This is a genomic window from Nonomuraea sp. NPDC047897 (assembly GCF_043204415.1).
Taxonomy (GTDB): domain Bacteria; phylum Actinomycetota; class Actinomycetes; order Streptosporangiales; family Streptosporangiaceae; genus Nonomuraea.
Genome location: NZ_JBIDCC010000005.1, coordinates 209,572 through 221,099, shown reverse-complemented (window position 1 = coordinate 221,099; position 11,528 = coordinate 209,572). Strand labels below are relative to the sequence as shown.

The window sequence follows — 11,528 nt, the reverse complement described above, 5'->3', positions numbered from 1 at the left end:
AAGTGAAAATAGTCTTGTTATGGCGTCTGTGACTGAGCTCAGGCCCGGCGATCCCGCCAGCCTCGGGGGCTACGCGCTCCGGGGCCGGCTCGGCGAGGGAGGCCAGGGCGTCGTCTACCTCGGAGCCGACGGGGACGGCCGTCTGGCCGCCGTCAAATGGCTGCGCCCCCACCTGGCGACCGACGCCGTGGCGGCCGAGCGGTTCGCCCGGGAGGCGGCCGCCGCCCAGAGGGTGGCGCCGTTCTGCACGGCGCAGGTGCTCGCCACCGGGGTCCAGGACGGGCGGCCGTACATCGTCAGCGAGTACGTGGACGGCCCGTCCCTGGAGCAGGTCGTCACCCGGGAGGGACCGCGGCCCGAGGCGGCGCTGTACCGGCTGGCCATCGGCACCGCGACCGCGCTGGCCGCCGTCCACCGGGCCGGCATCGTGCACCGCGACCTCAGCGCCGCCAACGTCCTGCTCGGCAGCGAGGGCTGGCGGATCATCGACTTCGGCATCGCCAGGGCGCTCGACGCGACCCCCACCATCACCGTCACCCCCGTGGGCACCCCGGCGTACATGGCGCCGGAGCAGATCCTCGACCAGCGCGTCGGACCGCCCGCGGACATGTTCGCGTGGGGCTGCCTGATGGTGTACGCCGCCGGCGGGCGCGAGCCGTTCGCCGCCGAGTCGGCGCCGCTGATCGTCCAGCGGGTCCTGTACGCGGAGCCGGACCTCACGCCGCTCGGCGGGACGATGCGCGAGATGGTGGCCGCCTGCCTGGCCAAGGACCCGGCGCGGCGGCCGACTGCCGAGCAGGTGATCCGCCGCCTGCTGGTGCAGCCCTCCTCGCACCCGGCCGACGTGGCACAGGCCACCGCCGTCCTCGCCGTCCCCGGCCCGCCGCCAGGGGGACCGGGGCCGGTCCCCGGAGGAGCGCCGCCGTGGGCCCCGCCGAACGGCCCGGGCGGGTGGCCGTCCGGGCCGTCCGGGGCGCGCCCGTTCAACGCGCCCGCCCCGGGCACGTTGGGCGCGCCGCCTCCAGGCTCGGCCGGGGTTCGTGGTCTCGCCCCGGGCCCGGCGGGTGCGCCGGTTCCAGGCTCGGCCGGGGCGCCCGGTCCCGGCCCGTACCGAGGGCCGCAGCCCGTTCCGGCCGCCGGGAGCAAGGGGCTGGGGTTGGCCGTGGCCGTCGCGGCCACGGCCGTCGTCGTGCTCATCGCCGTGGTCGCCGTGGTGGTGGTGTACCTCCGGGACCGCCCGGATCCGGTCACCACCTCGGCCTCGACCGCGTCGCCGAGCCCCACCCGCACGCCCGTGCCCACCACCGGCCTGGCGACCTCCAGCCCGGCCGACACGTTCGGCACCCTGTACGAGAGCCCCGCGGACCCGGTCAGGCTCACGACGTACAAGCTGCGCGACCCCAAGACGCGGACCTGGGTGTACTACGCCCGCGACACCCTCACCGGTCCTTTCACGAAATATCCGGGTCTGTGGGAGAACCTGCTGTCGCCCGACGGCCGCTACCTCGCGGGCCGCGGCAAGGAGTTCGTCGACGGCCACGACACCGTGCGGATCACCGACCGGGAGACCGGCGACACCTTCACCGTGGCCACCTCCCGCCAGCCGCTCAGCGCGTACGTCCAGGCCTGGTCGCGCGACAGCACCCGCGTCCTGGTGAACCTCGGCAACCCCGTCAAGGGCGTGTGGCAGTCGACCGGGTTCGCGATCGTCGACGTGGCCACCCGGCAGGCGAGCCTCGCCTCGCTCAGAGAGGGCTCGCTCAAGGGCATCCGTTACGGCTTCGACCACCTCGACAGCGGCGTGGTCGCCCTGGCGAACGACACCACCCAGCAGGCGCTGCGCTTCTTCGACGCGACCGGCCGGCGGGTCAGACACGTCCCGAACGTCGGCGCCGCGGTCGCCGAGGCGCTCTTCTCGCCGACGGGCGAGCGGTTCGTCACCAACTGCCCGGGGCTCGGCAACGGCACGAACTGCGTGTACGACTCGATCACCGGCACCGAGCTCAAGCGCTTCACCTCGCCGTGCGTCAGCCTGGCCACCTGGTACGACGACGAGCACGTGGTGTGCTGGGTGTGGACCGGACCGGGCGCCAGGAACCAGTTACAGGTGCTCGACTTCACCGGCACGGCGGTGCGCACCCTGCTCGACATGCCGGCCAACGCGACGAACATGGACGTGATCTACACCTACAGCCGCCCGTAATCAGCTCAGCGTCTCCCACCATCCGTCCACGGCCGGGGCGGCGTCGGTGTCCACGGCCTCGCCCGGCCGGGGCACCACGATCGAGACGTCGCGGGCCTTGGCCTCGCGCCACAGCCGCTCCACCGGCTCCGCCCACGGGTGCAGCGCCAGCGTGAACGTCGCCCAGTGCACCGGCAGCAGCAGCCTGCCGCCCAGGTCGAGGTGGGCGTTGACCGCCTCCTCGGGGTTCATGTGGATGTCGGGCCAGGCGGGGCTGTAGGCGCCGACCGGCATCAGCGTCAGGTCGAACGGGCCGTGCGCCGACCCGATGCCGCGGTAGCCCTCGAAGTAGCCGGAGTCGCCCGCGTAGAACACCCGCCTGGTCGGCCCGGCCACCACCCACGACCCCCACAGCGTGTCGTTGCGGGTGAGCGTGCGGCCGGAGAAGTGCCGGGCGGCGGTCGAGACGAACCGCAGCCCCGCGACCTCGGCCTCCTCCTCCCAGTCCAGCTCGATGATCCGGTACGCGGGCACGCCCCAGCGTTCGAGGTGCGCGCCGATGCCCAGCGGCACCAGGAACGGCGCCCGCTGCGCAGCCGTCAGCGAACGGACCGTGGCCATGTCCAGGTGGTCGTAGTGGTCGTGCGAGATGGCGATCGCGTCCACCTGCGGCAGCTCGCCCAGCGGCACCGGCATCGGATGGTGCCGCTTCGGGCCGGCGAACCGGGCGGGCGAGGGCCGCCTGCTCCACACCGGGTCGAACAGCACCCGCCGACCCTCGATCTCCACCAGCGTGGTCGCGTGGCCGAACCAGACGGCCCGCACCCCGGCCGACGCGTCGCCCGCGGACGGCACCCGCAGCGGCACCGGGCCCGCCGGGCGGCGCTGGTCGCGGTCGCGGGCCAGCTCGCGCACCATGCCGGCCGGCGGCGTGGACACGAGGGTGGTCTCGGGCATCGGGTTGACGAACGCGCCGTCCCTGAACTGCGGCGAGCGCCGGATCCGGGCCGCGCGGTCCGGACCTGACGTCAGGGGGCGCACGCCCAGCTCGGCGGGCACGTCGCGCAGCGCCCAGCCCGCCGCCGCCAGGGCCGCCCCGCCCATGAGGATCCGTCGTGCCGTCCGCAGTCGTGCCATCGCTCACTCTCCCCTGGAGTTCCGTCTCATGGTTGCTCAACTGACCGAGCCGCGCTCGGTGTTCCCGTCACGGCGATATATCGCGAGACGCCAGGTTAGCGCGATCATGAGGGCGTCTCGTTCCCGTCCGCCCGCCTCGACGGGTACGGCCACGGGTTGGGCCGGCACCGGCCGAGCGACATCGACTGCTGCACCATGACGGGAGCGAGCCGGCCGGGTGCCGGACAGGTGCTGTGGCCGTGGCCGAGCCCGTGGCCCACCTCGTGGTTGACCAGGTAGCTGCGGTAGGAGGCCAGGTCGCCCCCGTACTGCGGGACGCCGCGCGCCCACCGCAGCGCGTTGATCACCGACCGGTGGCCGTTCCAGCAGGACAGGCGGCCCCCGGTGTCCAGCGGCAGGCACTGCGAGTCGGTCAGCGTGGGGCTCGACAGGGCCACGCGCAACCGGACCGGGCCGTGGTCGACGCGCTCGAACCGCGCCCATCCGCGCGGGTCGTTCAGGATGCGGTGCACCTGCGCCGCGAACGCCTTCCCGTCGAACGGCAGGCCGCGTTCGACCTCCACCAGGTAGCGCACCACGGCGCCCCGCCCCGGCCTTGCGGGGGCCGCGCCGGGCACGACCGCGTACCGGCCGGACGCGGCGCGCGGCACCCGTGCCGGGCGCGGCGGCGTGGCGGCGTCCGCGCGCGGTCCAGCACCGGGGGAGGGACGGCCCCGCATCGCCGGGGACCGCTCCTGGAACCGCTCCAGGAACGGCGCCGGCAGCACGCCGCACCCGGCGGCCAGCAGCCCCAGGACCGCCGCCGACGCCACGAGCAGCGCGGCACGCGCCGCTGGGACGGGCGACACCGGCACGACCGGCACTTCCGGCGACGCCTGAGACGCCCGCGACCCTTGCGACGCCTGCGACACGGACGCGCGCAGGACGGACTTCACTGACGGGCGCACACACGTCTCCCCACTCGATCGCGGCGGGGAGGGGACGATCATACGATGGGCCGCCCCCGGCTTCCCGGCGTTCCGGAGAAGTGACCCGGCGCACCGCCCGGGGGTGCGGGGAAGCGCCACCCGCCCGCCGAGCGTGCGATCCGGGCAGGCCGTAAACGCGTGGACGTCCGGCGCGCGGGGCCAGTAGAGTGCGGGACCATGTCGAGCCCGGAGGCGTCAAGACGCCGGCCACCGGTCGTCCGGTGGCCTCTCATGCTGTCGCGCTGATCGGCCGCGCCCTCGTGGGCGCCGGCCCCCGCGACTCTGCCACCGGAACGTCCTCGCGCGGGTTGTGCCCGGCCTCGACCGTGCGTCCCCGCACCCATGACCGTGTCCGTGCCGCGTCAGCGTGGCCCGGGCGACCGCGGTCACGGGTGCGTCCGCGACGCCGGCGGGCCGCGCGGCGGCCGCGCCTCCGGCCCGCGGGCCCGCCACGAGCCGACGTCCCCGATGGCTCACCGGGGACGTTCGTTCCCGCGCCCGCGTCAGCCGGTACCGCGTTCCGCCGCTCCCTCGTCGATCCATGACGTCGATCCACGACGTGGTTGCGGAGTCCTGCTGTGCCGTTCGCCCTCTACCTGCTCGCCCTGGCCGTCTTCGCGCAGGGCACGTCCGAGTTCATGCTGTCCGGCCTGGTGCCGGACATCGCCCACGACATGCGCGTGTCCGTCCCGGCCGCCGGCGCGCTCACCTCCGCGTACGCGGCCGGCATGGTCGTGGGCGCGCCCCTCATGGCCGTCATGGCACTGCGCTGGTCGCGCCGCCGGGCGCTGCTGACGTTCCTCGTCGCGTTCCTGCTCGTGCACGTCGTCGGCGCGGTCACCACCAGCTTCGCGGTGCTGCTGGCCACGCGTGCCGCCGGTGCGCTGGCCGGCTCCGGGTTCCTGGCGGTCGCGGTGGCGACGGCCGCCGCCATGGTCCCGCCGGACGCCAAGGGCCGCGCCACGTCCGTCCTGCTGGGCGGCGTCACCGTCGCCTGCGTCGCAGGGGTGCCGGCCGGCGCGCTGCTCGGGCAGGTGTGGGGGTGGCGGTCGGCGTTCTGGGCGGTCGCGCTGGTCTGCGTGCCCGCCGTCGTCGCCGTCGTCCGATCCGTGCCGGCGGGCCCCGCGGGTGGGGTCCCGGGCGGCGTAACCGGGTCCGGCGCCCGCGGGGAGGCCCGTGCGCTGCGCGACCGGCGACTCCTGGCCGTCCTGCTGCTCGGCGCGCTGGTGAACGGCGCGACATTCTGCGCGTTCACCTACCTCGCGCCGCTCGTCACCGCCGTGACCGGGCTGGGGGCGGCGGCGGTGCCGGCGGCGCTGGCGCTGTTCGGAGCCGGGTCCTTCGTCGGCGTCACGGTCGCCGGGCGGCTGTCCGACAGGCGGCCCGGCCAGGTGGTGGCCGTCGGCGGCGCGGCGCTGCTGCTGGGCTGGGTCACGCTGGCGGTCGCGGCGGGGAACCCGGTGGCGGCGCTCGTCCTGGCGTTCGTCCAGGGCGCCCTGTCGTTCGCGGTCGGCTCGACGCTGATCGCGCGGGCGCTCTACGCGGCGGCGGGCGCGCCCACGCTCGCCGGCGCGTTCGCCACGGCGGCGCTCAACGTGGGCGCCACCGTCGGGCCGTGGGCGGGCGGGCTCGCCATCGGCGCGGGGCACGGATTCCGCGGCCCGCTGTGGGTCAGCGCGTCACTGGTGGCGGTGGCGCTGCTCCTCGCCCTGGTCAGCCGGCCGTCCAGCCGTGCAGCCGCGTCAGGCGCGCTGCCACCGCGGCGAACCGGCGCGGATCGAGCACCGCGCCCTCACGCCTGATGTCGTCCTCGCCCAGCACGAACACCCGGTCCAGCCGCAGGTGGGACACGGTGCCGTCGCGGCCCCACGCGCCGATCTCCAGCCAGTCGGGGCCGTCGCCGCCCCGGCTGGACAGCATCATGCCGAGCAGCCGCCGCCCGGTCCGGCCGACGATCAGCAGCGGCCGGTCCTTGCCGCGCGCCGGGTCCTCCTCGTACGGCACCCACGCCCAGACGATCTCGCCCGGGTCGGCCAGGCCGTCGAGGTCGGGGGAGTAGGCCAGTGTCGCGGCCTGGGCCGTCGACCGGATCTCACGCACGGCGCCGCGGGCCGGCCGGGGGTCCTCACCTGGATCACGCACGCGGCGATCCTACGGGACCGGCCCGGACGCCCTCAGCCGCGGGGCCGGGCCCGTGACCGGCCCCGAGCCCCGCACCGGCCCCGCCCGGCGGCACGCCGCCCCGGCAGCGATGGCGTGATGTGTGGGATGCGTGTCGTTGACGCCACCACGCCTGTCTCCGCAGGCTGGAGGCGTGCAACAACGCCATGTCGTCTTCGTCGTCTACGACGGGTTCCAGTCGCTCGACCTGGTGGGCCCGTACGAGGTGTTCCAGTACGCGGGCCGCGCCACGGGCGGCTACGCGTGCGACATCGTCGCGCCGCTGCCCGGATCGGTGCGCTCGTCCAGCGGGCTGCCGGTCCACGTCCGGCACGGCATCGCGGACCTCGCACCGGACGGCGTCGACACGCTCGTGCTGGCCGGCGGCCGCGGCGTCTACCAGGCGCGGCACGACCCCGGCCTGGTGCGGTGGGTGGCGGCCGCCGGGGCAGGCGCGCGGCGGGTGGCCTCGGTCTGCAGCGGGGCGTTCCTGCTCGCCGCGGCCGGCCTCGCCGAGGGGCGTCGGGTCACCACGCACTGGGCGCGGGCCGGGCAGCTCGCCGAGGAGCACCCCGGCGTGCGGGTGGACCGGGACCCGATCTTCGTCCGCGACGGGAACGTGTGGTCCTCGGCGGGCGTGACCGCCGGGATGGACCTGGCGCTCGCCCTGGTCGAGGACGACCTCGGCCAGGAGGTCGCGCTGTCCGTGGCCCGGTACATGGTGCTCTTCCTGCGCAGACCCGGCGACCAGTCCCAGTTCAGCGTGGCGCTGTGGTCCGCGCAGCCGTCCACCGACCCGATCCGCGCCGCCGTCCGGGCCATCCACGGCGACCCCGGAGCCCCGCACGGCATCCTCGACCTCGCCAGACACGCCGGGCTGAGCCCGCGCCACCTGCAGCGCCGCTTCACCGCCGAAGTGGGCACCCCGCCCTCCGCCTACGTCGAACGGGTGCGCGTCGAGGCGGCCCAGCGGGCGCTGGCCGAGAGCGACGACCCGGTCGACGCCATCGCCCGCCGCTACGGCTTCGGCACCGCGGAGACCCTGCGCCGCACCTTCCACCGGCGGCTCGGCATCGCGCCGTCCGACTACCGGGACCGTTTCCGATCCACCAAGGAGTACCTGTGACCACGTACGGGCTGCTGATCTTCGACATCGCGGAGGAGCTGGACTTCGCCGGCCCGTGGGAGGTGTTCACCTGCTCGGCGATGCTGCGCGACGGCACCGACCGGGCGGTCCTCGTCGCCGAACGCCCCGATCCGGTGCGGTGCAGCAAGGGCCTGCGCGTCCTGCCCGACCACACCTTCGACGACCACCCGCCGCTGGACGTGCTGCTCATCCCGGGTGGCCGCGGCGCCCGCGAGGTGCAGCCGCACAACCCGGTGGTGACGGACTGGATCGCCCGGACCGCCGAACGGGCCGCCTGGGTGAGCAGCGTGTGCACCGGCGCGATCCTCACCCACGCTGCAGGTCCGGGACGCGGGCGCCGCATGGCCACGCACTGGAACTACGAGGACGCGCTGGAGGCGCGCGGCGACGTGACCGTGGTGCGTGACGCCCGCTACGTGGTGGACGGCAAGCTGGTCAGCAGCCAGGGCGTCTCCGCGGGGATCGACAGCGCGCTGTGGCTGGTCGGCCGGCTGCACGGCCGCGACCACGCCCGCGCCGTCCGCCGCTACCTGCAGTACGACCCCGCCCCGCCGTTCCTCGCCGACGAGCCGCTCGCGTTCTGACCGCAGGGGCCTCGCGTTCTGAACGCAGGGGCAGGGACCGGCCTGCCCTACCGGGCGGGACCGGCTTGCCCGCGCCGGGCGGGCAGGCTTGTCCGCGCCGGGCGGGCAGGCCGGGTGCGTCAGGCGGGCCGCTCGGCGCGGTCGCCCGACCAGTCGGTGTGGAAAGCGCCCTCCCGGTCCACCCGCTGGTAGGTGTGCGCGCCGAAGTAGTCGCGCAGCCCCTGCACCAGCGCGGCCGGCAGCCGGTCGCGCCGCAGCCCGTCGTAGTAGGCCAGCGCCGACGAGAAGCCGGGCGTCGGCACGCCGATCTGCACCGCCGTGGTCACCACCCGCCGCCAGGCGTCCTGCGCCACGTTCAGCGCCGCCGCGAACGTCGGGTCGGCCAGCAGCGTCGGCAGGGCCGGGTCGGCGTCGTAGGCGGCGCGGATCCGGTCCAGGAACTTGGCCCTGATGATGCACCCGCCCCGCCAGATCGTCGCCATGGCGCCCAGGTCGAGGTCCCAGCCGTACTCCTTGGAGGCGGCGGCCATCTGGTCGAAGCCCTGCGCGTAGGCGACGATCTTGGACGCGTACAGCGCCTGCCGCACGTCCTCGATCAGCTCGCGCCCGCCCACGCCCGACAGCTTCGGCCCCTCCAGGCCCGACGCGGCGGCGCGCTGCTCGGGGTGGCCCGACAGGGCGCGGGCGAAGACCGCCTCGGCGATGCCCGTCACCGGCACGCCCAGGTCGAGGGCGCTCTGCACGGTCCACCGGCCGGTGCCCTTCTGCTCGGCCTGGTCGACCACCACGTCCACGAACGGCCGGCCGGTCGCCGCGTCCACCTGGTCGAGCACCTCGGCGGTGATCTCGATCAGGTAGGAGTCGAGCTCGCCCTTGTTCCACTCGCGGAACACCTCCGCGAGCTCCGCCGGCGACGCGCCGAGCGCCTGCCGCAGCAGGTCGTACGACTCGGCGATGAGCTGCATGTCGGAGTACTCGATGCCGTTGTGCACCATCTTCACGAAGTGCCCGGCGCCGTCCGGGCCCACGTGCACCGCGCACGGCACGCCGTCGACCTTGGCGGAGATGTCCTGCAGGATCGGGCCGAGCGCCTCCCACGACTCCGTCGAGCCGCCCGGCATGATGCTGGGGCCGTTCAGCGCGCCCTCCTCGCCGCCGGAGATGCCGGTGCCCACGAAGTGCAGGCCCTTGTCGCGCAGCGCGGCCTCCCGCCGCCGGGTGTCGGCGAAGTGCGCGTTGCCACCGTCGACGATCATGTCGCCGGGCTCCATCAGCTCCGCGAGCTGGTCGATGACCGCGTCGGTGCCCGCGCCCGCCTTCACCATGATGATCGCGCGGCGGGGCCGCTTCAGCGACGCGACGAAGTCCGCCAGCTCCTCCGCCGGCAGGAACGTGCCCTCGCCGCCGAACTCCTTCACCAACTGCTGCGTACGGCCCGCCGAGCGGTTGTGCACCGCGACCGCGTAACCGTGCCTCGCCAGGTTGCGGGCGAGGTTGCGCCCCATGGTCGCCAGACCGGTGACGCCGATGTCCGCCAAGTCCATCTCAGATCCTCCTCAGGAGCTACGCACCATGCAGCCCCGCCGGTTCGGCAGGATATTCCCCGCGTCTCAGTCGCTCTGGCGTACCCCCAGCTCGTCGAGCCGGTTCAGCATGTCCGCCGGGTCGGCGTACACCCGGAACGCGCCCGAACGTTCGAGCTCGTCCCTGCCGTACCCGCCCGACAGCAGCCCGATGCCCAGCGCGCCCGCCCGGCGGGCGGCGAGCAGATCCCACACGCTGTCGCCCACCACCATCGCGTGCCGCGGGTCCACATCCAGCAGCGCGGCGCCGGCCAGGAACAGGTCGGGGTCCGGCTTGGCCCGGCGCACCAGGTCCCGGGTCACCATCGGCGTGTCGTCCGGCAGCCCCAGCAGGCCCAGCGCCAGCCGCGCCGTACGGGCGTAGCCGCTGGTCGCGATCGCCCACGGCACGCCGCGCGAGGTCAGCTCGGCCAGCAGCTCGGGGGAGCCGGGCAGCGGCCGGACCGACCCGCTGTGTTCGAGGTAGGCGTCGGCGTGCGCGACCTGCAGCTCGTCGATCTGCTCCTGGGTGAGCTTCAGCCCGGTCTCGCGCAGCAGCGCGCTGACGAACAGGCCGCCGCTCATGCCGATGCGCCGGTGGATGCGCCACACCGACAGGTCGATGCCCATGCCCGACAGGGCCTGCCGCCAGGCGATCACGTGCTGGTAGACGCTGTCGATCAGCGTGCCGTCGAGGTCGAACAGGAAGGCCGGCGTGGGTGCCTGCGGGAACGCGGTCATCGGATCTCCTTGGACGTGCCGGGAGTGGTGTCCCGCGCCAGGATACGAGCCGGTCGTGGGCCGGTCCCGGTCGCGGGGCGGGGGCGGTCGGGCGGCGGTCGGGCGGCGGGCGTCGCGCTGCGGCGGCCGGGTAGGGGGAGGGGGTGACCGTCATCGAGGTGCTGGGCGCCGGGTTCAACTCGGCGGGGCGCGGTGACGGCGTCGCCCGGGCTCCGGGAGCGCTGCGGCGCGCCGGTCTGGTCGCCGCGCTCGCCGCCCGGCACGACGTCCGGGACGCCGGTGACATCCCCTTCGCCGCGCCGGTGCCCGAACGGGGCGGGTTTGGGCTGCTGGCCGAGGAGGCCCTGGCGTCCATGGTCGGCGGCGTCCACCGGAAGGTGGCGGCCGTCCTGTCCGGCGGCGCCTTCCCGCTGCTGGTCGGCGGCGACTGCCCGGTGCTGCTCGGCGCGCTGGCCGCCTGCCGTGACGTTCACGGCGCCGCCGGCCTGCTGTTCGTGGACGGCCACGAGGACGCCTGGCCGCCCGCCGCCTCGACCACCGGCGAGGCCGCCGACTGCGAGCCGGGCCTGGCACTCGGAGTCACCGCCGCCGGCTCTCCGCCCGCGGGGGTCGTGCCCGGCCCGGCGCCCCTGCTGCGCGCCGAGGCCACCGCGCTGCTCGGCCCGCGTGACGGCGCCGAACTGCTGGAGCACCGGATCGCCTCGCTGCGCGGCTCCCTGTGGTTCGCCACCGACGGGGAACTCGCCGGGCGCGTCGCGGAGTCGGCGGCCGACGCCGTGGCCGCCGTCGAGAGGGCAGCGCCGCGGTGGTGGCTGCACGTCGATCTCGACGTCCTCGCCACCCACGAGCTGCCCGCCGTGGACTACCCGCAGCCGGGCGGGCTGACCTGGGCGGAGCTCACCGAGCTCACCGCCCTGGCCCTGCGGCGGCCCGGCTGTACGGGGTGGTCGCTGACGATCTACAACCCGGACCTCGACGCGGACGGGCGCCACGCGGCGCGCATCGTCCGGTACGTCGGGGAGGCGCTGCCGGCCCGCTGAACCCGTC

10 protein-coding genes are annotated in these 11,528 nt (G+C 75.2%); 5 read left to right on the top strand and 5 right to left on the bottom strand.

The window, feature by feature from the left end; translation table 11 throughout:
* Window positions 1-28: 28 nt before the first annotated feature.
* Complete coding sequence (locus ACGF0J_RS13685; protein WP_393145377.1) at window positions 29-2,203, top strand: protein kinase; 2,175 nt, start codon at window positions 29-31, stop codon at window positions 2,201-2,203.
* Here ACGF0J_RS13685 and ACGF0J_RS13680 read toward each other — a convergent pair whose 3' ends face one another.
* A complete protein-coding gene (locus ACGF0J_RS13680) occupies window positions 2,204-3,319 on the bottom strand; it encodes an MBL fold metallo-hydrolase (RefSeq protein ID WP_393145375.1) in 1,116 nt (371 codons plus the stop codon).
* Window positions 3,320-3,423: 104 nt separating this feature from the next.
* Window positions 3,424-4,266, bottom strand: a complete 843-nt coding sequence (locus tag ACGF0J_RS13675) for a DUF3152 domain-containing protein (protein ID WP_393145373.1) — start codon at window positions 4,264-4,266, stop codon at window positions 3,424-3,426.
* Between the two features lie 599 nt (window positions 4,267-4,865).
* Here ACGF0J_RS13675 and ACGF0J_RS13670 point away from each other — a divergent pair.
* Complete coding sequence (locus tag ACGF0J_RS13670) at window positions 4,866-6,089, top strand: Cmx/CmrA family chloramphenicol efflux MFS transporter (protein WP_393145371.1); 1,224 nt, start codon at window positions 4,866-4,868, stop codon at window positions 6,087-6,089.
* On the opposite strand, the gene ACGF0J_RS13665 is transcribed toward ACGF0J_RS13670, so the two are convergent.
* The gene (locus ACGF0J_RS13665; protein ID WP_393145369.1) at window positions 6,001-6,429 is read right to left on the bottom strand and encodes a type II toxin-antitoxin system PemK/MazF family toxin; all 429 of its coding nucleotides are present in this window, start codon (window positions 6,427-6,429) and stop codon (window positions 6,001-6,003) included. The two genes, ACGF0J_RS13670 and ACGF0J_RS13665, sit on opposite strands and share 89 nt — an antisense overlap.
* A 172-nt stretch (window positions 6,430-6,601) precedes the next feature.
* Between ACGF0J_RS13665 and ACGF0J_RS13660 the strand changes: the two genes are divergently transcribed.
* Window positions 6,602-7,573, top strand: coding sequence for a GlxA family transcriptional regulator (locus ACGF0J_RS13660; protein WP_393145367.1), 972 nt, complete (start codon window positions 6,602-6,604; stop codon window positions 7,571-7,573).
* Window positions 7,570-8,178, top strand: a complete 609-nt coding sequence (locus tag ACGF0J_RS13655) for a DJ-1/PfpI family protein (RefSeq protein WP_393145365.1) — start codon at window positions 7,570-7,572, stop codon at window positions 8,176-8,178. The genes ACGF0J_RS13660 and ACGF0J_RS13655 overlap by 4 nt, the downstream gene beginning before the upstream one ends.
* A gap of 119 nt (window positions 8,179-8,297) precedes the next feature.
* Here the strand turns inward: ACGF0J_RS13655 and gndA are convergent, their stop codons facing one another.
* Entirely contained in the window at window positions 8,298-9,722 is a 1,425-nt protein-coding gene (gene gndA / locus ACGF0J_RS13650; protein WP_393145363.1) for an NADP-dependent phosphogluconate dehydrogenase, read from the bottom strand.
* 66 nt (window positions 9,723-9,788) lie between these two features.
* Entirely contained in the window at window positions 9,789-10,481 is a 693-nt protein-coding gene (locus tag ACGF0J_RS13645; protein WP_393145361.1) for an HAD family hydrolase, read from the bottom strand.
* A 143-nt stretch (window positions 10,482-10,624) separates the two neighbouring features.
* On the opposite strand from ACGF0J_RS13645, the gene ACGF0J_RS13640 reads away from it, so the two are divergent.
* Window positions 10,625-11,521 (top strand): arginase family protein, encoded by an 897-nt coding sequence (locus ACGF0J_RS13640; RefSeq protein WP_393145359.1) that lies wholly within the window; start codon window positions 10,625-10,627, stop codon window positions 11,519-11,521.
* Window positions 11,522-11,528: the final 7 nt, after the last annotated feature.